General features: G+C 67.7%; 17 protein-coding genes. 13 read left to right on the top strand and 4 right to left on the bottom strand.

Translation table 11 applies throughout. The features are described from left to right. The first annotated feature begins 151 nt into the window (after window positions 1-151). From gap to EO174_RS10260, 8 genes are all read left to right on the top strand, one after another. The gene (gap, locus tag EO174_RS10300; RefSeq protein ID WP_104648883.1) at window positions 152-1,153 is read left to right on the top strand and encodes a type I glyceraldehyde-3-phosphate dehydrogenase; all 1,002 of its coding nucleotides are present in this window, start codon (window positions 152-154) and stop codon (window positions 1,151-1,153) included. A 217-nt stretch (window positions 1,154-1,370) separates the two neighbouring features. Further along, entirely contained in the window at window positions 1,371-1,841 is a 471-nt protein-coding gene (locus EO174_RS10295) for a hypothetical protein (RefSeq protein ID WP_115677300.1), read from the top strand. Window positions 1,842-2,024: 183 nt separating this feature from the next. Further along, a complete protein-coding gene (locus EO174_RS10290; protein WP_126944301.1) occupies window positions 2,025-4,799 on the top strand; it encodes a DUF2339 domain-containing protein in 2,775 nt (924 codons plus the stop codon). Beyond that, window positions 4,796-6,148 (top strand): DUF3999 domain-containing protein, encoded by a 1,353-nt coding sequence (locus EO174_RS10285; protein WP_126944298.1) that lies wholly within the window; start codon window positions 4,796-4,798, stop codon window positions 6,146-6,148. Before EO174_RS10290 ends, EO174_RS10285 begins: the two co-directional genes overlap by 4 nt. A gap of 322 nt (window positions 6,149-6,470) precedes the next feature. Then, the gene (locus tag EO174_RS10280; protein WP_104583698.1) at window positions 6,471-7,646 is read left to right on the top strand and encodes a phosphoglycerate kinase; all 1,176 of its coding nucleotides are present in this window, start codon (window positions 6,471-6,473) and stop codon (window positions 7,644-7,646) included. Then, window positions 7,643-8,296 (top strand): HAD family hydrolase, encoded by a 654-nt coding sequence (locus EO174_RS10275; RefSeq protein WP_126944295.1) that lies wholly within the window; start codon window positions 7,643-7,645, stop codon window positions 8,294-8,296. The genes EO174_RS10280 and EO174_RS10275 overlap by 4 nt, the downstream gene beginning before the upstream one ends. Before the next feature lie 338 nt (window positions 8,297-8,634). Then, window positions 8,635-10,101 (top strand): pyruvate kinase, encoded by a 1,467-nt coding sequence (gene pyk, locus EO174_RS10270; RefSeq protein WP_104583696.1) that lies wholly within the window; start codon window positions 8,635-8,637, stop codon window positions 10,099-10,101. A gap of 295 nt (window positions 10,102-10,396) precedes the next feature. Then, entirely contained in the window at window positions 10,397-11,401 is a 1,005-nt protein-coding gene (locus EO174_RS10260; RefSeq protein ID WP_104583694.1) for a class I fructose-bisphosphate aldolase, read from the top strand. 162 nt (window positions 11,402-11,563) lie between these two features. On the opposite strand, the gene EO174_RS10255 is transcribed toward EO174_RS10260, so the two are convergent. The 3 genes from EO174_RS10255 to cobA form a co-directional block, all read right to left on the bottom strand. Beyond that, a complete protein-coding gene (locus EO174_RS10255; protein WP_024938170.1) occupies window positions 11,564-12,103 on the bottom strand; it encodes an O-acetyl-ADP-ribose deacetylase in 540 nt (179 codons plus the stop codon). A 383-nt stretch (window positions 12,104-12,486) separates the two neighbouring features. Then, window positions 12,487-13,446, bottom strand: coding sequence for a cysteine synthase A (cysK, locus tag EO174_RS10250; protein ID WP_126944292.1), 960 nt, complete (start codon window positions 13,444-13,446; stop codon window positions 12,487-12,489). 16 nt (window positions 13,447-13,462) lie between these two features. Beyond that, entirely contained in the window at window positions 13,463-14,668 is a 1,206-nt protein-coding gene (gene cobA / locus EO174_RS10245) for a uroporphyrinogen-III C-methyltransferase (RefSeq protein WP_126944289.1), read from the bottom strand. A 163-nt stretch (window positions 14,669-14,831) separates the two neighbouring features. Between cobA and EO174_RS10240 the strand changes: the two genes are divergently transcribed. Beyond that, window positions 14,832-15,815: a LysR family transcriptional regulator gene (locus EO174_RS10240; RefSeq protein ID WP_104648889.1), complete on the top strand. Its 984-nt coding sequence runs from the start codon at window positions 14,832-14,834 to the stop codon at window positions 15,813-15,815. Window positions 15,816-16,590: 775 nt separating this feature from the next. Then, complete coding sequence (locus tag EO174_RS10225; RefSeq protein WP_104648890.1) at window positions 16,591-16,872, top strand: hypothetical protein; 282 nt, start codon at window positions 16,591-16,593, stop codon at window positions 16,870-16,872. Between the two features lie 545 nt (window positions 16,873-17,417). Here EO174_RS10225 and EO174_RS10220 read toward each other — a convergent pair. Next, on the bottom strand, window positions 17,418-18,614 hold the full coding sequence (locus EO174_RS10220; protein WP_104583689.1) for a GAF domain-containing sensor histidine kinase: 1,197 nt from the start codon (window positions 18,612-18,614) through the stop codon (window positions 17,418-17,420). Between the two features lie 285 nt (window positions 18,615-18,899). Here EO174_RS10220 and EO174_RS10215 point away from each other — a divergent pair, with 285 nt between their 5' ends. From EO174_RS10215 to EO174_RS10205, 3 genes are all read left to right on the top strand, one after another. Then, window positions 18,900-19,334, top strand: a complete 435-nt coding sequence (locus EO174_RS10215) for a DUF2946 family protein (RefSeq protein WP_126944281.1) — start codon at window positions 18,900-18,902, stop codon at window positions 19,332-19,334. 195 nt (window positions 19,335-19,529) lie between these two features. Beyond that, complete coding sequence (locus EO174_RS10210; protein WP_164740165.1) at window positions 19,530-21,533, top strand: TonB-dependent receptor; 2,004 nt, start codon at window positions 19,530-19,532, stop codon at window positions 21,531-21,533. Continuing rightward, window positions 21,533-23,062: a PepSY domain-containing protein gene (locus EO174_RS10205; RefSeq protein WP_126944275.1), complete on the top strand. Its 1,530-nt coding sequence runs from the start codon at window positions 21,533-21,535 to the stop codon at window positions 23,060-23,062. Before EO174_RS10210 ends, EO174_RS10205 begins: the two co-directional genes overlap by 1 nt. Window positions 23,063-23,171 lie beyond the last annotated feature (109 nt).

Below are 23,171 nucleotides of genomic sequence, written 5' to 3'. Positions count from 1 at the left end.
CCCCAATCCCCGCCCCGCATGCACCACGGCACAACGCCCTGGCGCCACATGCCGCAGCGCTGGCTGCAGCACGGCTGCGGGAGTGCGACGCTGCTAGAATGGCGGTCCCTTTCCATCCGCCGCGCCATCGCGGCCGCAGGAGCTAGTGAACATGGCAATCAAGGTTGGCATCAACGGATTCGGTCGCATCGGCCGCAACGTGCTGCGCTCTGCGGTGCAGAACTTCGCCAATGACATCGAGATCGTGGCCATCAATGACCTGCTCGAGCCCGATTACCTCGCCTACATGCTGCAGTACGACTCGGTGCATGGCCGCTTCAAGGCCGATGTGTCGGTCGATGGCAACACGCTGATCGTCAACGGCAACAAGATCCGCCTGACGCAGGAGCGCGACCCGGCCAACCTCAAGTGGGATGCGGTCGGTGCCGACGTGGTGATCGAGTCCACCGGCCTGTTCCTGACCAAGGAAACCGCGCAGAAGCACATCGACGCCGGCGCCAAGAAGGTGATCTTGTCGGCACCGTCCAAGGACGACACGCCGATGTTCGTGTTCGGCGTCAACGACAAGACCTACAACGGCGAAGCGATCGTCTCCAACGCCTCGTGCACCACCAACTGCCTGGCGCCGCTGGCCAAGGTGATCAACGACAAGTGGGGCATCAAGCGCGGCCTGATGACCACCGTGCACGCGGCCACCGCGACGCAGAAGACCGTGGACGGCCCGTCGAACAAGGATTGGCGCGGCGGGCGCGGCATCCTGGAGAACATCATTCCGTCCTCCACCGGTGCCGCCAAGGCCGTGGGCGTGGTGATTCCCGAGCTCAACAAGAAGCTGACCGGCATGAGCTTCCGCGTGCCGACCTCGGACGTGTCGGTGGTCGACCTCACCGTCGAGCTGGAAAAGCCGGCCACCTATGCCGAGATCTGTGCCGAAGTGAAGGCGCAGAGCGAAGGCGCCTTGAAGGGCGTGCTGGGTTACACCGAAGACAAGGTCGTGGCCACCGACTTCCGCGGCGAAACCTGCACCTCGGTGTTCGACGCCGACGCCGGCATCGCGCTGGATTCGACCTTCGTCAAGCTGGTGTCCTGGTACGACAACGAGTGGGGCTATTCCAACAAGTGCCTGGAAATGGTGCGGGTTGTCGCGAAGTAAACCTCGCGCCTAGGCGACGAGTGAAGGCCCCGGCATGCCGGGGCCTTTCGTTTTGTATGTGCCGGAACGTGACGTGTGCTGATGCCGTCACCGCGTCGTCGGCAGTACGGGAAGTGGACTTTGCGAGGCCCACGTGCGCTAATTTGCGGGCACGGCGGTCGTTCCCGTGTCGTGTACGAAGGATCGGGGAACTCCATGGATCGAGAGAACAAAACTCATGAGTAAATTTCTGGCGGGCGTATTGGCGCTCGGTGTGGTGATTGCGGTGTCGGCTCCGTCGACCACTTGGGCCGCGAAAAAGCAGACCGGTACGCCGGCCTGGATGAATGCCGATGGCGAGGTGATCAAGTCGGCCGATGTCGAGGCGGGCTATGGCGAAACGGTCAAGGGCATCAACGATTACGAAGGCGAGATCACCGGCAAGCCGGCGCCTGACAGCAAGTTCACCCAGCTGAAGATCGGCATGCCGATGAAGCAGGTCACCGACCTGATTGGTCAGCCGAACGATCAGGGCTCCTACGTGACCGGCAAGGCGTTCATCCCGTTCTTCTTCGGCGGCGACCGCTACCGGTATGAGATGGCCTACAAGGGCCAGGGGCGCCTGGTGTTCGCTGGCAAGTCGATGGACACCGGCGGCAACCTGATCTGGATCATCCATAACAAGAACGACAGCGGCTACCGCGAATGATGTTCAAACGCCCGGTTCTACCGGGCGTTTTTCTTGGGGGCATGTCGATGCATGTAGCCATTGCGTGCCGGTGCCCCTGGCGGCAGCGCGTCGCTGCGCTTCAGCCAGGGATTGGCTGCCCAGACGCGTCCTGAGCCTGTATGGTTCGCGCATTCGGCCGGATGCCGACTCAGGGGTTACGCGTTGGAAACGATGATCGTGTCGGTGGTGCTGTTGCTGCTTGCGGTGCCGGTAGGGTTGGTGATCGCCCTGGTGTGGATCGCCGGCCTGCGGCGGCGCGTGGATGCGCTGGAACAGCGGCTTGCGCAATGGCAGGCCAGCGGCGCAGGCGGCGCGGACGCGGCGGCGGTGCACAGCCCAATGCAGTCGCCAGTCGGTACATGGGGCGCGCGGGAGGCGTCCGACCTCGGCCTGTCTGGGTCTGGCGCCCCTGAGCGGCCTGCCGCCGCAGATGTGCACGCTGCGCCGTCGCCGGTCGCGCCGATGCCGAGACCGATGCCGCCATCATTGCCCGCACAGGTGCCCGCATCTGCTACGGCACGCAGTGCAGTCCAAGCACCGCCCCTGGCCGCTGCACCTGCGAAATTCGAGCAGCAAGCGTACGACGTTCCGTCCGGACCAGGCCCGCTGGCGCGCGCGGCCAGCGCGGTGAAGCGCTGGTTCACCGAAGGCAACGTGCCGGTCAAGGTCGGCATGCTGGTGTTGCTGGCCGGCGTGGCGTCGCTGTTGAAGTACGCCACCGACCAGGGCTGGATGCGCATGCCGATCGAGCTGCGGCTGGCCGGCATCAGTGTGCTGGCGCTCGCCGGCCTGGTGCTGGGCTGGAAGCAGCGGCTGCAGCGGCCCGGCTTTGCGTTGGCGTTGCAGGGCGGGGCCATCGGCGGCTTGCTGCTGACGGTGTTTGCCGCGTTCAAGTTGTACGGGCTGCTCGGCGCAGGCCTGGCGATGGGCATCAGCGTGGTGCTGATTGCGGGCATGTGCGTGCTGGCGGTGGTGCAGGATTCGCGCACGCTGGCGGTGCTGGGGGTGCTGGCCGGCTTCCTTGCGCCGATCTGGCTGTCCACCGGCAGCGGCAATCATGTCGCGCTGTTTGCGTATTACGCGGTGCTCAACGCCGGCATCGTGGCGATCGCCTGGACGCGCCCGTGGCGGGTGCTGAACCTGCTCGGATTCGCCTTCACCTTCGGCATCGGCACGCTGTGGGGCGCGCTGCAATACACCCCGGCGAAATTTGCCACCACCGAGCCGTTCCTGCTGCTGTTCTTCGCCATGTATGTGGCAATCCCGGTCCTGCACGCGCGCCGTGGCGATGGCAGTGCGGGCAAGCGCATCGACGGCAGCCTGTTGTTCGGCACCCCGCTGGTGGCCTTCGCGTTGCAGGCGCGCCTGCTGGATGGTGAACGCTTGCCGTTGGCGCTGTGCGCGTTGGCGGTGGCTGCGCTGTACGCGGGTCTGGCCCGCTGGTTGCTGCGGCGTGCCTCCACGCGTCTGCTGGGCCAGGCGCACGCGATGCTGGCGGTCGGCTTTGCCACCCTTGCCGTGCCGCTGGCACTGTCGGCGCGTGCCACCGCCAGCGTCTTTGCGCTGGAGGGTGCCGGTCTGCTGTGGCTGGGGCTGCGGCAACGGCGTCGGATCTCGCAGTTCAGCGGGGTGGCATTGCAGTTGCTGGCGGCGGTGGGTGTCGCCTTCGGTGTGGATGCCTGGCGTTACGACGCGGTGGCGGTGGCAAACGCCACCTGCATGAGCACCCTGCTGCTTGCACTGGCTGGCTGGGCCAGTGCCTGGTTCCTGCGCGATGCAGGGCAGCCGCGCCGCGCGCTGGTGGCGTATCTGTGGGGGCTGGGCTGGTGGACGCTGTGCGGCGTGCACGAGATCCTGCGCTTTGCCGGCGATCTGCGCAGCGAGCCGGATCTGCTGCTGGGGTTTGTCGCGCTCACCGTGTGGCTGGCCGCCGAGGTGCATCGGCGTCGCCCGGCAACGGCGCTGGTGTGGACGGCGATGGCCGGGCTGGCGCTGGCTGCGCCGTTGGCGCTGTGGCAATGCCATGCGCATACGCAACCGTTCGCCCATTGGGGGGCGCTGGCCTGGCTGGCGTTTGCCGTGGCAGGCACGCGCGCGCTGTGGTGCCTGCGCAGGCAGCACGGCGCAGGCGCCGTGGCCGCGCAGTTCATCTGGTGGCTGCTGTGGCCGTTGGTGGTGTCGCTGGGCGTGGCCTGGCTGGCCGACACCTTCATGCTCGCACATGGCTGGCGTTGCGCCTTGCTGGCCGCGCCCTGGTTGGGCGTGGCGGCAGTGGGCCTGTTGCGCTGGCCGTGGCTGGCGTGGCCGCAAGGCGCCGGCTTCGATCGGGCACGCAACGCGTTGCTGGGCTGTGTGTTCGCGGTGCTGGGCAGCGGTTGGCTGATCGTGCTGCTGGACCCGGTGAGCGCCGCGCCATTGCCGTGGCTGCCCTTGCTCAATCCGGCCGAGCTGGCGCAACTGGCGGTGCTGGCCCTGCTGGCGCGGTGGGCGTGGTCCGCGCACGCGCCCTTGGTCGTGCGGCGGTGGCGGGTGACTGCGCTGGGTGTCCTGGGCTGGGCCCTGGTCACCGGCAGCACCCTGCACAGCGTGCATCACTGGGGTGGCGTGGCATGGGACGCCGGCTTGATCGGCGCGACCCTGTCGCAGACCAGCCTGACCATCGTGTGGAGCGTGCTAGGCGTGCTGGGCTGGGTGATCGGCTCGCGGCGCGGTCAGCGTGGGCTGTGGCTGGGCGGTGCGTTGCTGATGGGCCTGGTGCTGGCCAAGCTGGTGCTGGTCGACCGCCAGCATCTGGGCAATCTGCTTGGCATCGGCTCGTTCATGGCCTATGGCCTGTTGTGCACCGTGGTGGGCTACCTGGCACCGGCGCCGCCGCGCCAGCCGGTGGCCGATGCGCAGGCCGTCGGAGACGATGGCGTCGACAAGGAACAGGCATGAAATCGAGGCAATGGGGATGGCTGCTGCTGGTGCCGCTGATGGCGCAGGCGGCCGATGTGCGCCAGGACTATCGGCAACAGTGGCCGCTGCAGGTGGCCGGCTCGGACGCCGGCCTGTATCAGCTGCGCTTGAACGCAGCGATCTATCGCAGCGCACAGGACGCAGGGCTGCGCGATGTCGCGGTGATCGATGCGCGTGGCGAGGAGATGCCGGCCGCGCTCTTGCCGGTGGATGCCGCGCCGGCTGCCGCGCCGCGTCGGCAACGCCTGCCCGTGTTTGCGCTGCCGGCCGGTGCGGCGCCTGCCAACGGCGACCTGCAGCTGATCGCCGAACGCGATGCCAGTGGCGCCGTGCGGCGGCTGGAAGGCCGTTTTGCCACCGGCGCCGCTGCAGGTGCCGGTGGCAGCTGGTTGATCGATGCCAGCGCATTGGGTGATCGTCCGCGTGCGCTGTGGCTGGACTGGGACGGCAACACGCCGGTGCAGGCGCGGCTGCGTGTGGAAGGCAGCGACGATCTGCGCGACTGGCGCGTGCTGGCCGCCGATGCCACCGTGATGGCGCTGGACAACCAGGCGCAACGTCTGCAGCAACGCCGTATCGCCCTGGACGAGGGTGCGCGCTATCTGCGCATCGTGCCGGTGTCGGGCGCGCTGCCGGCCTTGCGCGCGGTCGATGCGGAGCTGGACGGCGTCGCTGCGCCGCTGCAATCGCAGTGGCTGGAGTTGCCGGGCACCGCACAGGACAAGGCGGTGCTGTATGCCTTGCCCGGGCGCTTTCCGGTCACCCAGGTCGATGTCAGCGGCGGTCAGGCCGAGGCGGTCGAATGGATCGCGGAAAGCCGTGATGCCGATGACGCGCCGTGGCTGCGCCGCGCCGGGCCGTGGTTGGCGTATCGACTCGGTGCCGGCAACGCCGCCGCGTCCCCGCCGCAACAGCTGTCGGCCCCGGTGCGTGATCGCCAATGGCGCTTGCTCGCCGCACAAGGCCGCAGCACCGCGAGGCCGACGCTACGCGTGGGCTACCAGCCGGAGCGGATGATGTTCCTCGCCCAGGGGCAGCCGCCGTATGCCGTGGTCGCGGGCAGCGCGCGCGTGCAACGCGGAGACGCGCCACTGGCCTCGATGCTGCAGGCGCTGCGCCGCGAACGCGGCGCGCAGTGGCAACCGGCGCCTGCCAGCATCGCCGCGCAGGCGCAGCCGCTGGCCGGCGATGCCGCACTGCAGCCGGCCGCCACGCCGCGCGACTGGAAGCGTTGGTTGCTATGGGGGCTGCTGATCGGCGGCGCCGTGCTGGTCGGTGGTTTCGCCGTGAGTCTGCTGCGCAGCCCGGCGGCCAATCGCAGCCCCTGACGACCCGCGCGCCGCACGGCGGTTTGCCGCTGCGGCGCGAAGGTCCGACAATGGGCATCCCCCGTCGCCAAGGCAGCCGCATTGCCCGTCGTCCTCGACCGACCATCCCCCGCATCGTCAGCCGTATGGGCGGCGATATGCGCGGCAGGCAAGCTGCAATCTCCGCGACCTGCACGCGGGCGCAACGCCAGCGTGCAACGGCTGCCCCACGCCATCCATCTGCGCAGCGCCCAGACATCGGCGCCACGTGTACCGGCTGCTTTTTCGATTCCCCAATCCCGATTCCCGAATCCCCATTCCCCAGACCTAGCGAGCTGACCCCATGTCCATCGTCCGCATGACCGACCTCGATCTCTCCGGCAAGCGCGTGCTGATCCGCCAGGATCTCAACGTGCCGATCGACAACGGCCAGATCACCTCCGAGCAGCGCATCACCGCGTCGGTGCCCACCATCCAACTGGCGCTGGAAAAGGGCGCCGCGGTGATGGTCACCTCGCACCTGGGCCGCCCCAAGGAAGGCAGCTGGACCGAGGAAGATTCGCTGGCGCCGGTGGCCGCGCGCCTGACCGCGCTGCTGGGCGTGGACGTGCCGCTGGTGCGCGACTGGGTCGATGGCGTGGAGGTGGCGCCGGGTCAGGTGGTGCTGCTGGAAAACTGCCGCATGAACGTCGGCGAGGGCAAGGACGACGAAACCCTGGCGCGCAAGTACGCCGCGCTGTGCGATGTGTTCGTCATGGATGCCTTCGGCACCGCGCATCGCGCGCAGGCCTCCACCCATGGCGTGATCCGCTTCGCGCCGGTGGCTGCCGGCGGCCCGCTGTTGATGGCCGAACTCGATGCGCTGGCCAAGGCACTGGACAACCCGGCCAAGCCGCTGCTGGCGATCGTGGCCGGCAGCAAGGTGTCCACCAAGCTGGAGCTGCTGTCCAACCTGGTCAACAAGGTCGACCAGCTGATCGTCGGCGGCGGCATCGCCAACACCTTCATCGCCGCGGCCGGGCATGCGGTGGGCAAGTCCCTGAGCGAGCCGGACCTGATTCCCACCGCCAACCAGATCGTCGCCGATGCCAAGCTGCGCGGCGCGGAGATTCCGTTGCCCACCGACGTGGTCGTCGCCAAGCAGTTCCTGCCCGATGCCGAGGCGACGGTGAAGTCGCTCGATGCGGTGGAGGCCGACGATCTGATCCTGGACATCGGCCCGCAGACCGCCACGCGCTACGCCGAGCTGATCGCCAGTGCCGGCACCGTGGTGTGGAACGGGCCGGTCGGCGTGTTCGAGTTCGAACCCTTCAGCCACGGCACCGAAACCCTGGCGCGTGCGATCGCCAGCTCCAAGGCGTTCTCGATCGCCGGTGGCGGCGACACCCTGGCTGCGGTGGACAAGTACGACATCGCCAAGGACGTCACCTACATCTCCACCGGCGGCGGCGCGTTCCTGGAATTCCTGGAAGGCAAGACCCTGCCGGCGGTGGCGGCACTCGAGGCGCGCGGCAAGTGAGTGCAGCCACGCTGTTCTTCGATCTGGACGGCACCCTGGTCGATTCGGAGCCGGGCATCGTCGCCAGCATCGTGCATGCCTTCGACGCGGTGGGCCAGCCGCGACCCTCGCCGCAAACCCTGCGCGCGTGGATCGGCCCGCCGCTGCGCGACAGCTTCACCGACTGTTTTCCCGATGACCCGGCGCTGGTGCAGCGCACACTGGCGGCGTATCGCCAGCGTTACGACGCGGTGGGCTGGACCGAACTGAGCGTGTTCGACGGTATCGGTGCGGTCGTCATGGACCTGCAGCGCGCCGGTCATCGCCTGGCGGTGGTGACCTCGAAGAACGAGCGTTACGCGCGCCGCATCGTCGAGCATCTGCCGTTCGGTGCGTGCTTCGAGAACGTGATCGGGGCCAGCGAAGACGGCGAGCGCCGTTTCAAGCCGGACCTGATTGCCGAAGCCTTGCGACGCCTGGACATTGCCAAGACCGGCTGCGTGATGATCGGCGACCGCCGGATGGATATCGATGGCGCCAACCATCACGGCATCCATAGCATCGGCGTGTTGTGGGGCTTCGGCGACGAAGCCGAGCTGCGGGGCGCAGGTGCGGGCGCGATCGCACACACCCCTGCCGAGTTGCGCGCCCTGATCGATGGACAGGGCTGACGGACCACGCAGCCGTGCACATTGCCAGGCGAGCGCGGCCGGCGCTCGCCTGGGCGTGGCCGCATGCGCAGGCGGCGAGGGGCGCGCAGCGTCGGCGCCCCGGCGTCCGCTCGCTGTCGTCTGCTGACCGCTGCGAACCGTGGGACCTTCACCGCTGCCGCGTTAGGGTGGCAGCCCACAGCAACAACCCGCCGCGCGCCCAGCGCGCTGCGGAAAGCGTACGTACTGTCCCGCACTGTCTACAGGACATGCCGGAATGCGAGGGTGGCTATGCCGCAATGCCATCCTCGGTAGGTGACGCGTGTGTTAAGTTTCGCGGCTTTTACAGGGAGGCCATCATGAAAGAACGTCAACGCCGCACCAAGATCCTTGCCACGCTCGGACCGGCGACGGATCCGCCCGGTGTGCTGGAGGCCTTGTTCAAGGCCGGCGTCAACGTGGTGCGCCTCAACTTCAGCCACGGCGACCCGTCCGGCCAGGCCAAGCGCGCTGCCGAAGTGCGCGCCGCGGCCGTCCGCGTCGGTGCCGAAGTCGGCATCCTGGCCGACCTGCCGGGTCCGAAGATCCGCGTCGAACGCTTTGCCGAAGGCAAGATCAAGCTGACCACCGGCGAGCGTTTCGACCTGGTGGCCGACCCCAATGCGCCCGCGGGCGACCAGCACCAGGTTGGCGTCAGCTACCTCGGCCTGCCGCAGGACGTGGCCGCCGGCGACGTGCTGCTGCTGGACGATGGCCTGGTGCAGCTGCAGGTGACCGAGGTGCAGGGTCAGCGCATCGTCACCACCGTGCTCAACGATGGCGTGCTGTCCGATCGCAAGGGCCTGAACAAGCAGGGCGGCGGCCTGTCGCTGGGCGCGCTGACCGAGCGCGACAAGGAGCTGATCGGCATCGTCGCCAAGATCGGCGTGGACTTCATCGCGGTGTCGTTCTGCCGCAACGCCGAGGACATGAACGATGCGCGCCGTATCGCGCGTCAGCATGGCTGCGATGCCGCGCTGGTGTCCAAGATCGAGCGCACCGAAGCGATCGAGAACCTGGTCGAGATCGTCGAAGCCTCCGACGTGGTGATGGTGGCGCGTGGCGATCTGGGCGTGGAAATCGGCGATGCCGAATTGCCGGGCCTGCAGAAGAAGATCATCCGCGAATCGCTGGCGCAGAACAAAGTGGTGATCACCGCCACGCAGATGCTGCAGTCGATGGTGGAAAGCCCGATCCCGACCCGCGCCGAAGTGCTCGACGTGGCCAATGCGGTGATCGACGGCACCGACGCGGTGATGCTCTCGGCTGAAACCGCGGCCGGCGCCTACCCGGTGCGTGCGGTGGAAGCGATGGCACGCATCTGTCTGGGTGCCGAGCGCCAGTTCGAGTTCGACACCGACTTCGAAGCGGCGCAACGTAATCTGCAGCGCGCCGACCAGGCGATCGCAATGGCGACCATGTTCCTGTCCGAACACATCGGTCTGGCCGGCGTGGTTGCGTTGACCGAGTCCGGCGGCACGCCGCGTTACCTGTCGCGCTTCCGTTCCAACATGCCGATCTACGCCTTCACCCGTCACGATGGCGCACGCCGCCACATGGCGATGATGCGTGGCGTGTTCCCGATCAGCTTCGACAGCCGCGGCCTGACCCCGCGCGAAGCCGCACGTGCGGCGATCCGCCTGCTGGTGGAGAACGAGCGCATGGGACCGGGCGACCGCGTGGTGTTCACCAGCGGCGAGCACATGGAAACCCATGGCGCCACCAACACGCTGCGCCTGCTGGAAGTGGGCGAGGACGGCCGCGCCAGCGGCCTGGGCGAGCTGTAACGCCTGGCCTGAGCCGCGCGTGCGTCGCAGGTCGATGCACGCGCTGGCCCACCATCGTTGCCTGCAAATACAGCGGCGGCCTGCGGGTCGCCGTTGTGCTGTGCGGGACATGGTCTGCGGTGCGTGATGCGCCTGCAGGCGCGCATAGCGCGAGGCACGCGCATCACGCTGCGAGCAGCGCCACACATCCTGTCATGCCGCACATGTGTAATCGGTTGCAGACATTCCGTGAAGGAATGTGTACGACTTTCGTCGCTATACTTTCCTTCTCCCCCGCAGCTGCCACAGGAACTACATGAGCATCGAACAGCTTGCCGAAACCGCCCAGGCCATGGTCGCCCCGGGCAAGGGCATCATCGCCATCGACGAATCGACCAGCACGATCGCCAAGCGTTTTGCCAGCGTCGGCATCGAGAACATCGAAGAAAACCGTCGCGCCTATCGCGAACTGCTGCTGACCACGCCCAAGCTGAGCGACTACATCTCCGGCGCCATCCTGTTCGACGAGACCATCCGTCAGAAGACCAAGGACGGCGTGCCGTTCGCCGAGTACATGACCGCCCACGGCATCATCCCGGGCATCAAGGTCGACAAGGGTGCGCAGCCGCTGGCCGGCATGCCGGGCGAGCTGGTCACCGAAGGCCTGGACGGCCTGCGCGCGCGTCTGGAGGAGTACTACACGCTGGGCGCACGCTTCGCCAAGTGGCGTGCGGTCATCAACATCGGCGAAGACATCCCCTCCGGCACCTGCATCGAGGCCAACTCGCATGCGCTGGCGCGTTACGCCGCGCTGTGCCAGGAGCAGGGCCTGGTGCCGATGGTCGAGCCGGAAGTGATCATGGACGGCAACCACGACATCGAGACCTGCTACGAAGTCACCGAAGCCACGCTGCGTTCGCTGTTCGGCGCGCTGTATGAGCAGAATGTCGTGCTCGAAGGCACCATCCTGAAGGCCTCGATGGTCATCTCCGGCAAGGGCTGCGAAGAGCAGGCCAGCGTGGAGGAAGTGGCCGAGTCCACCGTGATGTGCCTGAAGTCGACCGTACCGGCGATCCTGCCGGGCATCGTGTTCCTGTCCGGCGGCCAGACCGACGAGCAGTCCACCGCCCACCTCAACGAGATGCATCAGCTCGGCAACCTGCCGTGGCCGCTGAGCTTCTCGTATGGCCGTGCGATGCAGCAGGCTGCGCTGAAGCTGTGGGCCAAGGACATGACCGGCAACGTCGCCAAGGCGCAGCAGATCATCTATGAGCGCGCCAAGGAAAACGGCCTGGCCGCACTGGGCAAGTGGAAGGGTTGATCGCCGTGTCGGCCGCCTTGCGGCCGGATCGAACGTAGCAAGAACGCCGGCATCGCTGCCGGCGTTTTCGTTTGCGTGGACCGCGCTGCGCCTGCGTACCTGCCCAAATGCAACGAGCGCCTCGCGGCGCTCGTCATCCCCGCACCTGCTGCATCGCAAGCGTCAGGCGGCAGCGGTTTCCTGCGCGGCCAGGGCTTGCTGGTAGGCCTTGAACGTCGCTTCGTTATAGGCCACCAGCACGATGTGCTTGGGCACCTTGTGCGAGCGCTGCCAGTCGCGGGTTTCGGTCACGGCGATGCGTGCGGCCTGGTACAGCGGATAGCCGTAGATCCCGCAGCTGATGGCCGGGAACGCGATCGAGTGCAGCATCATCTGCTCGGCCAGTTTCAACGATTGCCAGTAGCAGTTGGCCAGTTGTTCCGGCTCGTTGTGCTTGCCATCGCGCCAGACCGGGCCGACGGTATGAAAGACATGCCGCGCCTTGAGGTCGAACCCGTCGGTGATGCGGATTTCGCCGGTGGGGCAGCGCACGCCCGGACGCACCTGCGGCAATGCTTCGCAGGCCTGCAGCAGGCGCGGGCCGGCTGCGCGATGGATGGCGCCATCCACGCCGCCACCGCCCAGCAGTGATTCGTTGGCGGCGTTGACGATGACGTCAACGTCGAGTTCGGTGATGTCGCCTTGCCAGACTTCGATCTTCATAGCGCGATAATTATGGGATTTGCATGAGGAACGCGTGATGGGGCGCGCGTCGCGGAACGGGCACGCTATCGCCCATTCATCTCACCTGCTGCGATTGCCGGAAACGGCTGTGGCGGTTGCCCTAAGGGAGGCTTGAGAACACGCCGATGCGATCGATCGGCTCAATCGCCGACCGGCCGTATCACCGACGGTCGAGCACTTACGGCCGGCGCCACACGCGCGCGCAACAGGCGCTGTAGTGGCGGCCGGATTCATTGCCCAGACGCGCTTCTTCAACAGAATCGCATACCGCAGAAGGCCAGGGGCGGTGCCTGGGTGGACCCACAAGCAAGCAGGCCGCGCTATGGGCGCGGCCTGTGCGTGCAAGCCAACGACGTGATCGATCAGGGCAGACCGGCCAGCCAATCGTCGTCGGAACCTTCGTTGATGTCGGCAAACAGCGGCGTGGAGAAATAGCGCTCGCCGGTGTCGGGCAGCATCGCCAGCACCACTGCGCCGGGCGCCGCGCCTTCGGCCACGCGCAATGCGGTGGCGACAGTGGCGCCGCCGGAGATGCCGGTGAAGATGCCTTCTTCGGCGGCCAGGCGGCGCGCCACGGTGATCGCGTCGGTGTCTTCCACGCTCAGCACGTCGTGGGCGACCTCGCGGTTGAGCACTTCCGGCACGAAGTCCGGGGTCCAGCCCTGGATCTTGTGCGGCTTCCAGTCCTGGCCCTGCAACAGCGCAGCGCCAGCCGGCTCGGTGGCGGTGATGCGCACTTCCGGGCGGGCCACGCGCAGCACTTCGCCCACGCCGGTGAGCGTGCCACCGGTGCCCCAGCCGGTGACGAAATGGTCCAGCCGGAGCCCGGCGAAGTCGCGCAGGATTTCCGCGGCGGTGGTGTTGCGGTGGTAGGCCGGATTGGCCGGATTGGCGAACTGGCTGGCCAGGAACCAGCCATGCTGCTCGGCCAGCTCTTTGGCCTTGCGCACCATGCCGCTGCCGCGCTCGGCCGCCGGGGTCAGGATCACCTTGGCGCCATAGGCGCGCATCAGCTTGCGGCGTTCGATGGAGAAGGTTTCCACCATCGTGGCGACGAACTTGTAGCCGCGCGCGGCGGCCACCATCGCCAGCGCCACGCCGGTATTGCCGGAGGTGGCCTCGACGATGGTGTCGCCGGGCTTGAGCAGGCCGCGCTGTTCGGCATCGAGGATGATCGCCAGCGCCAGGCGGTCCTTGACCGAGCCGCCCGGATTGAACGACTCGACCTTGACGTACAAGGTCACGTGGTCCGGAGCGAGGCGATGGAGTTTGACCACCGGGGTACGGCCGATGGTGTCGAGGATGTTGTCGTACAGGGCCATGGGGTCTCCGTCGGAATCAGGCTGCGTGGGCGAGTGTGGGCGCGTCGGGCGTTGCGATGGGTGAGTGCGGGGGCGGGGGCGCGCTCAACGGCGCGGCGCCGAACCAGTGCAGGCTGGCGGCCAGCCCGGCGACCTCGCCCAGGATCAGCAGGGCTGGCGCACGCACCGCGTGCTGCTGCGCGGTGGCGGCCAGGCCGGCGAGCGTGCCGGTGATCACGCGTTGCTGCGGGCGCGAGCCGTTTTCCACCAGCGCGAACGGAGTGGTCGGCGCGCGACCTGCCTGCAGCAGGCGCTGCTGGATGCCCTCCAGGCCGGCCACGCCCATGTAGAAGGCCAGGGTCTGGCGTTCCTGGCCAAGCGCCTGCCAGTCCAGTGTGTCGAGCGAATCCTTGCAGTGCGCGGTGATCAGCCGCAGCGATTGGGCATGGTCGCGATGGGTGAGCGGAATGCCGGCGTAGGCGGCGCAGGCGACCGCGGCGGTGATGCCGGGGATGACCTGGAAGCCGATGCCGTGCGCGCGCAGGAATTCCAGCTCTTCGCCGCCGCGGCCGAACACGAACGGGTCCCCGCCCTTCAGCCGCACCACGCGGCGCCCGGCGCGCGCGTGCTCGCGCATCAGTGCATGGATCTGTTCCTGGCGCGTGCTGTGGCCCTGGGCGGCCTTGCCGACTTCCACGCGCAGGGCGTCGCGCCGGGCCAGTTGCAGGATCTGTGGGCTGACCAGGCGATCGTAGAGCAGCACATCGGCCTGGCGCAGCGCACGCAGGGCATGCCGGGTGAGCAGGCCGGGGTCGCCGGGGCCGGCACCGACCAGGGTCACGCTGCCGGGGGAAAGCTGGCCGACCCTGGTGCGGGGCGCCGGCGACCGCGCAGGTTGGGCGTCCGAAGCGGCGGGTGCGGCGTCGTGGGTGAGCAGGCGCCGCGCGCTGGCCGCGGCGCGCAGCGCGTCGTTGAGGTCGGGCGCAGTGCTGGCGGCGATGGTGAGCCAGACCGGTTGATCGGGCAGGTCCAGCCAGGCCGGCTCGAACCGTCCCACCAGCCAGCGCAGCCGCCCGGCCTGCGCCCAGGCGCGCAGCTGCGGGCTGAGTTCCGGTGCGCCCACCAGCGGCAGTGCGCCGGCCTGCAGCAACGCGGCGGTGGCGTGCTCGGCCTCGGCGCCGCCGCCGATCACCAGGACGGCACGGCCACGCAGGTCGGCAAGAAGCGGGAACACAGAGGGCACGGACAGCGCATCGAGAGGGGAGGGCCAGACCGTAACGCCGGCATATAGCCGTCGGAAATGACTTCATACACCCTGAAAATAGCGTTCGGTTATAAGCTGGCCTGCAGAACTCCTCTACAGTCGAGTTCCTCGTGGCGCCTCGCGCTTTTTTGGATATAAGCCCATGACGCTGACCCAACTTCGTTATCTGGTCGCCATCGCCGATGCCGAGCTCAACATCACGCTCGCGGCCGCGCGCGTGCATGCGACCCAGCCCGGTCTGTCCAAGCAGCTCAAGCAGCTGGAGGACGAGCTGGGCTTTCTGCTGTTCGTGCGCAAGGGGCGCAGCCTGGATGCGGTGACACCGGCCGGCGTGGAAGTGATCGAGCGCGCGCGCTCTGTGCTGTCGGAAGCCAACAACATCCGCACCTATGCGGCCAACCAGCGCCGCGAGAGCCAGGGCCAGCTGACCCTGACCACCACCCATACCCAGGCGCGCTTCGTGCTGCCGCCGGCGGTGGCGCAGATCAAGCACGCCTATCCGCAGGTCAGCGTGCATCTGCAGCAGGCCGCCGAAAGCGCGGCGCTGGACCTGCTCAGCCAGGGCGATGCGGATATTGCGGTGGTCAGCACCGCCGGTGGCGAACCGAGCGCCGGCATCGCGGTGCCGCTGTATCGCTGGCGTCGGCTGGTGATCGTGCCGCGCGGCCATCCGCTGGACCAGGCACGTGCCGCGCCGGACATGCAGGCCCTGGCGCAACATCCGTTGATCAGCTACGAATCCTCCACGCGGCCGGGCTCCTCGCTGCAGCGCGCGTTCGCGCAGGTCGGGCTGGAGCCGAGCATCGCGCTGACCGCGCTGGATGCGGACCTGATCAAGACCTATGTGCGCGCCGGCCTCGGCGTTGGCCTGGTGGCGGAGATGGCGGTCAGCGCCAGCGACGAGGACCTACGCGCCTGGCCGGCACCGGCGCCGATCGCCGAGTGCATCGCCTGGGCGGTGCTGCCGCGCGACCGTGTGCTGCGCGACTACGCGTTGGACCTGGTGCATGTGCTGGCGCCGCAGATCGACAAGCGCGACCTGCGCCGCGTGCTGGACGGCAACCAGGCCCCGGCCTGGCCATTGCCGCCAACCTGGGAATCCCTGACCCAGACCATTACCAGCTGAAACGCCTGTCGAAGATTGCAGCGCGCATCGACCACGCTTGCTCACGACGTCTGCGGGGTTTGCGAGAGGGCTTCGTCACTGGGGGGCGCTTGCGCGCATACCGGCATGGGACACGCCGCAAGTACGTCCATGTAGGCTCTGGTGCAGCATCCATGCCGCTCAAGGTCCCACGCCGGTATGCGCGCAAGCACCACCGATTGGTGTCGATGGCTGCAGGAGAAGCGAAAGCATTGCTTGCCTATCAGCGGACATGAGGAGTGAAGGTGCCGCGCACAGGCTATTCCCGCACCCACCTATGCACGGTCTTGTACGAATACTTCGGTCACTGAAAGGCGCTTGCGCGCATACCGGCGTGGGACACGTCGCAAGTACGTCCATGTAGGCTCTTATGCGGCATCCATGCCGCATAAGGTCCCACGCCGGCACGCGCGCAAGCACCACCGGGTGTTGTCGGTGGCTGCAGGTAAAGCAGGGGCATTGCCTGCCAGTCAGCTGCGGTGACGAGTTGAGGCGTGGTGCCGCGTCCGGTTGCGCCACCGCGCATCGATCGCCCCCGCAGGCGATGGCTGCCGGTGTTGGCTGCGGGCGCCTGCGCGCGTACCGGCATAAGTCACACAGCAAGTACGTCCACCTAGCAGCGATGCAACTGCATCATGCTGGCTGTCGGTGTTCGGAATCGATGGCGACAGTTCGTACACTGCGGTCTGCGTGCAGGGTGTGCCGACCCGGTTGACTGCACGCGCTCCCCGTTCGCCACTGTGAGGCGCTGAACCCGATGACCGAGCCCCTGCGTCCACCACTGAGCCGGCTGTGGTTACCCGATCAGGATGGCGGCATGGCGTTGCAGCTGTCGGCAAGCATCGAGGGACGCGAGCATGCGGTACTGACGGTATTGGCTGATGCCCGGGACGAGTCGCTCTGGGTGGCAGTGCAGGCCGATGGCACCCAGGTGCAGATTCCGCTGGCGGTGTTGCGCCAGTTGCTGGAGGTTGCGGCAGACGAGGTGCATTCGGCGGACTGGTTCGCACGCCAGGATGCGGCCGATTCGGAGGATTGAGACGGTTGACGGTAATCGGCGAAAGCCATCGCAATGCTGCGCCGCAGCGCCCGCTTTCCGGAAAAACCATCGTGTTATCAATGGCCTGGCCAATCACCTGCGCTGACTGGAATGCATGCTGTCAGTGATTCTCCCTACAGGTGTCAGGGTGGCCGCGGCGGTGTGGTCTGGCCGCATCAAGTTGGGCGCTGCGCTGTCGTAAATCCTTGTAGCAACCATGACGCGACACTCTCGAACGTCCAGGGGTGGACGGCGCGGGACCGGCGATGCGGTACATCGCATGGCCGGTCTGTTTGTCGGTGTCGTCAAGCGGTTGCCAGCGCTGTCGCAGCACCGTTGCGCGAGGCTGCGCACGGGAACGACCGGCGCACCCGGGTCCCTGGGGAGAGACCTGGCGTGCTTGGCGGCGGAGTCGGGTCGGGAGCCCGGGTCCGCCTTTTTTTTGCGCTATCGACCGGAGCGTGCCGGTCTGCGCAGCGCCAGCAAGCCAGCGCCATCTGCTGCGCGGTGGCGGCGGTCTGGCGCGGCGCTGCCGAGCGCCGTTGTCAGGCCAGCGGGATGCGTACCGAAAAGCAGGTGCCGCCGCTTGGGCGGGGGCGCACATCCACTTCGCAGCCCAGGGTTTCGGCGGTGCGGTGCACGATCCACAGGCCGATGCCCAGCCCGTCGCTGCGCGGGTCGGCCTGGCGGAAGGCCTGGAACACCTGTTCGGGGTGGTCCAGGTTCAGGCCGATGCCGCTGTCGATGATTTCCACCACCGCATGGCCGGGGCGCCGCCGGACGCCGACCAACACGCGCCCGCGTTCGGTGTACTTGACCGCATTGCCGATCAGGTTGCCGAGCAAGGTGGTCAACAGCGTGGGATGGCTGCGCACGCGTAGCGAGGTGGGTACATGGCGCAAGGCCAGGCACTTGTCGATTGCGGGTTGCCGCCACACGCCCAGCACCGCATGCAGTACATCTTCCAGTGCCAGCGGCTGCAGATCCGGTGAGGCGGTCTCGCTGGCGGCGGCCAGGGTGGCCAGCTCGTCGAGGTTGCGTGCCACCAGATTGATCGCATCGCGCGCGGTGACCAGGGTCGGGATGGAATCGACGTTGGCATGCCGGCGCATCTTGTCGATGGCATAGGCGGCGGTACGCAATGGGGTCTTCAGGTCGTGCCCGGCGATGGCCATCAGGCGACTGCGGTAGCGGTCAGACTCTTCGGCCACCTGCAGCGCGCGGCGCAGCTCCAGCTGCGCCATGGTCTGGCGCGCCAGTGCGCGCAGCGCATCGACCTGTTCGTCGCTGAGTTGGCGCGGCTGCCGGTCGAGCACGCAGACCGTGCCCAGCGGGAGGCCTTCGCTGGTCTTGAGCACCGCACCGGCATAGAAATGCAGCGGTGCCTCGCCGGTCACCAGCGGATTGCGTGCGAAGCGCACATCCTGGCGTGTGTCTGGGACCACCAGCACGTCGCTGTCGAGCAACGCATGCGCGCACATCGACTTGAACAGCGGCGTTTCGCGCTCACCCATGCCGATTTCGCTCTTGAACCACTGCCGGTCGGCATCCACCAGGCTGATCAGCGCGATCGGGGTCTGGCAGATGATCGAGGCCAGCCTGGTGATGTCTTCGAACGCGGCCTCGCGCGGCGTGTCGAGAATGCCGTAGCTGCGCAGCGCCTGCAGGCGCAATGCCTCGCTCGGCGGCTTGGCAGCGCAGGGAAGGGGCTCGGCCGCTTGATCGGACAGGACGGTGCTCATGCGCGCGCAGGATGACTGGAGTGATGTACAAGCATAGGGCATGCCAGGGCCGGCCACGTAGGCGCTGTCATGTCCACTGCCGGAACTGTGACTACCGGCCTCGACAACCGCCGTGCATGGCCTTCCACGGTTGCCCCTGTGTGTCGGCGCGGTTCGGGGGCGGGTGTGGACTCCGCCACCGGCCCTTGTGGTGGGCAGGGTGAGCGGTGCCGACGGGTGCGACATGCGGTCGCGCACCGGCCGCCACCATCGCCCCCGCGGCATGTGGCGGCTTACACTCGCGCAATGCCCTCGCTCCGTCGCCACCCCTGCCTGCATCTGCTTGCCTGTCTGGCAGTGCTGCTGATGCTGGTGGCGCCGCTGATCAGCCGCTGGAGCCAGGCGCCGTCGGTCGAGCCGATGTGCATGAGCGGGCCGGTGCTGGACGCGGGCGGTTCGCTGCATGCGGATCATCACGCCCTGCCGGCACAGGCAGCCGCGCATCAGCATCACCTCGCTGCATCGCCAGACAAGTCGCACACCGGCGAACACGCCACCACCCACGGCGAAGCCTGCGATTACTGCGTGCTGGCCGCGCGCCTGCTGCCGTGGCTGGCGCTGTTGGTGTTGTGCCTGCTGCACCGGCTGCCGGCGCCGGCGCCGGTGCACCGGCCCGCGCGCGCAGTAGCGATGGTGCGTTGGGCCGCACTCGGGGCACGTGGGCCGCCGCTGCACGCGTGAGTCTGGCCCCATTGCGGGCGTCCGCTGCGGTGTGGCGATTGCGTGCCCGATCGTCTGGCACGCCTGCACGCAGTTGCACGGACGCCCCGTCTTCCTGAAGTGATGCCTGTGCCCGCTGTCATGCCGCGGCGCACGGCGGTGTTGCCGTGCCGGCACGGCAAAGGGGTGGTCATGTGGTTGCGATTATTGAAAACGCTGTGGTGCGCGCCATCGCTGGCGCTGGTGTGTGGGTCTGCCTGCGATGCGCAGGCGCAGGATGCGGCATTGACCCTGGGCAAGGTGCAGGTGAACGCGCAGCCGCAGCGCAGCCCGAGCGCGGCACGCGTGCTGAGTTCGGTGGATGTGATCGGAGGCGAGCTGCTGCATGATCAACACGTCGACTACAGCTGGGAGCTGCTGATGCGCGCGCCCGGCGTGCAGGTCACCCAGTTCCGCATGGGCACCGACGCGGGGCGGTTCTCGTTCCGCGGCTTCAATGGCGAGGGGCGGATCAATGCGGTGAAGTTGCTGATCGACGGCATCCCCAGCAACGACAACGCCGGCGGCATGCCGTATCTGGATGCCGTATTTCCGCAGGACATCAGCGCGATCGAGATCGTGCGCGGTACCAACGATGCGCGCTACGGTCTGCATGCGATCGCCGGCAGTGTGGATGTGCTGACCCGTACCGGCGGCAACGATGGCCGGCTGAGCGTGACGGCCGGCAGTTTCGGTGCGCGCGAGGTGCAGCTGGGCAAGGGTTTCGAACAGGGCGCGTGGAGCCAGAACTATGTGCTGGCCTGGCGCGACTCCGATGGCTATCGCGAGCATGCCGACGCGCGCAAACGCAGCGTGGCCGGCAAGTGGTTCTACACCGACCCCGGTGGCGCATTCCGTGCCGGGCTCACCACGCGGTACTACGACAATCATGCGCTGGAGGCGGGTTATCTGGATGCAGCCACTGCGCGTGCGGCGCCACGCAGTTCGCCGGGCTATGCGCAGGACGACCGCAGCGAACGCCAGCTGCGGCAGACCGCGTTGCATGCGGACGGCACACTGGGTGCCGCTGCGCAGTGGAGCGCCAAGGCCTACCAGAACGACTACCGCAATCGGCGTTGGGTGCGCTTTTCCGCCGCCGGCCTCCAGCAGGAACGCGATACCGACGAAACCCACCGCGGCCTGCTGTTGCGCGGCAACTGGCAGCCGGATTGGGGCGCGCTGGCGGCCAATCTCGAAGCCGGCGTGGACGCGCAATGGCAGGACAATCAGTCGCAGCGTTACCGCACCGTGGCACGGGTGCGGGGTGCGCAACTGCGTGACTGGGAGTACACCCTGCGCACGCGCGGCGCCTATGTGCAGGCGGTGCTGACGCCGATCGAGCGGCTGCAGCTGGTGCCCGGCTATCGCATCGACCGCGTCGATGGGCAGCTGCACGACGTGCGTGCCGGTATTTACGCACCGACTTACGACTACGGCACCATCAAGCAGCCCAAGTTCAGTGCCAGCTACCGGTTGGCCGGGCAGAGCAGTGCGTACGCCAACTGGGGGCGGACGTTCCAGATCGGCAGCGGCGATGGTGCGTACCGGCGTCAGCCCGGCAATCTGGGCCCGTCGATCAACGACGGTTGGGAAGCCGGCTTCAAGTTCGCGCCATCGGCGGTGATGGACGGCCGCCTGGCGTATTGGGAGCAACGCGCCTCCGGCGAAGTGGCCACCATTCTGGGTGTCAATGGCGTGGCCGGTGCCGGCGATGTGGCCAATGTCGGGCGCACGCTGCGCCGCGGCTGGGATGCGCAACTGAACCTGCAGCCGGCCGAACACTGGCGGGCCTGGATGTCGTATGCGCGGCAAAAGGCCAGCATCGCCACGCCCGACCCGAGTGCGCCGGCCACGCGCGGCAAGGAGATCGAGAACGTGCCGCACTGGCTGGCCACCGCCGGGCTGGAGTGGCAACTCACTGCGGCCGTGCAGCTGAGCGCCTGGGGCACTGCGCAAGGCGATTATTATCTGGAGCGCAGCAATACGCTGGGCCGCACCGGTGGTTACGCCCTGCTCAATCTGGGCGCGCGCTGGAATGTGGATGCGCGCAATGCGCTCAGCCTGCAGCTGCGCAATGTCACCGATCGCGCCTACGTCTACGCGTGGTACGACACTGGCAGTTCCGGCTATTCGCCTGGTGATGGACGTGCGCTGTCGCTGTCGTGGGACTGGAGCTTCTGATGCGCGCGATCATGGTCGATGACAGCGTCACCGAACCGCGCCGGGATGGCCGCTGGCGCTTCTATCGCGCGGTGTGGCGCTGGCATTTCTATGCCGGCTTGCTGGTGTTGCCCTTCATCGTCTGGCTGGCGCTGACCGGTGCGGCGTTTCTGTACCAGGATGCGATCGACCGCAGCGTGCACCACGGCTTGAAGGTCGTGCCGGTAGGCGAGGTGCGGGCGCCTGCGCAACGCCTAGTCGATGCGGCGCAGCGCAGGTATGGCGGCATCCTGTTTCGTTACACGACGCCCAGCCGCGCCGATGCCAGCGCCGAGATCGGACTGGTCGATACGCACGGTGCGCGGCAGGTGGTGTATGTCGACCCCTACCGCGCGCGCGTGCTTGGCACGCTGCCCGAGCATGGCACCCTGGCCTGGACGATTCGCCGGCTGCACAGTCTCGCCCTGGTCGGGCCGTTCGCGCGCGGGTTGATCGAAATGGCAGCCGGCTGGGCGATCGTGCTGGTGCTCACCGGCGTGTATCTGTGGTGGCCGCGCGGGCGCCGCGGTGGGGTGGTCAGCGTACGCGGCAAGCCCGCGCAACGGCTGTTCTGGCGCGATCTGCATGCGGTCACCGGCGCGGGCGTCGGTGCGGTGTTGCTGTTCCTGGCACTGACCGGGATGCCGTGGTCGTGGCTGTGGGGCGCGCAGGTCAATCGCTGGGTCAACGGGCAGGACTTCGGCTACCCGGCCGGTCTGCGGGTGCAGCAGCCGATGTCGCAACAGCGCTTGTCCGAGACGACCGATCCGGCGTGGTCGTTGCGGCAGGCGCGCGTGCCGGAATCTGTGGTGCCTGGGCGTGGAGCCGTGGGGGTGGATGAGGGGTTGCATGACGGGCGGGCGGGTGTGACGCTGGCGGATGCGGAACACTCGGAACACTCGGAACAGCCAAGCCCGTCAGAACACGCGGTGCAGTCGGAACATGCCGCCCACGGTGGCACCGGCCATGTCGCAGCGCCGGGGCACGGTGCAATCGGGCTGGATGCGGCGATGGCGCGCTTCGACGCACTCGGCATCGTGCCGGGCTACAGCGTCTCGCCGCCGCATGGTGCCACCGGCGTGTACACCGCTTCGGTGTATCCGGCTGACCTGCAGCACCAGCGCGTGATCCATCTGGATCAGTACAGCGGCGCGGTGCTGCTGGACATGCGCTATCGCGATTACGGGCCGGTCGGACGCGCGCTGGAATGGGGCATCAACGTGCATCTGGGCCAGCAATACGGCACGGCCAATCAGCTGATCCTGTTGCTGGCGTGCGCGGCGATCGTGCTGCTGTGCGTGAGCGCGGCGGTGATGTGGTGGAAACGTCGCCCGGTCGGCGGCCTGGGCGTGCCGCCGTTGCCGGCAGATCCGCGCACGCTGCGCGGTCTGCTGGTGCTGCTGGCGATCTGCGGGCTGATCTTCCCGCTGGTCGGGGTGTCGTTGGTGCTGATGTGGTTGCTGGATCGCTACTGGATGCAGCGCAACCAGGCGCGTGTTCCCGTGCCATGAGCACGTGTGCGTCACCTCGATGCGCTGTGGACTCGCCGAGGCAGGGACGCGCTCGGCGGTGGGTGCATCGGCAAACTCGACGCATGGTGGTGCATGCAAGCTTCGTAAC

It is taken from the genome of Xanthomonas sp. BRIP62418, assembly GCF_003993495.1.
In the GTDB taxonomy this organism is placed as follows: Bacteria; Pseudomonadota; Gammaproteobacteria; order Xanthomonadales; family Xanthomonadaceae; genus Xanthomonas; species Xanthomonas euroxanthea.
The sequence above is the reverse complement of the archived record's forward strand: the minus strand, read 5'-3'. Positions and strand labels throughout refer to the sequence as shown.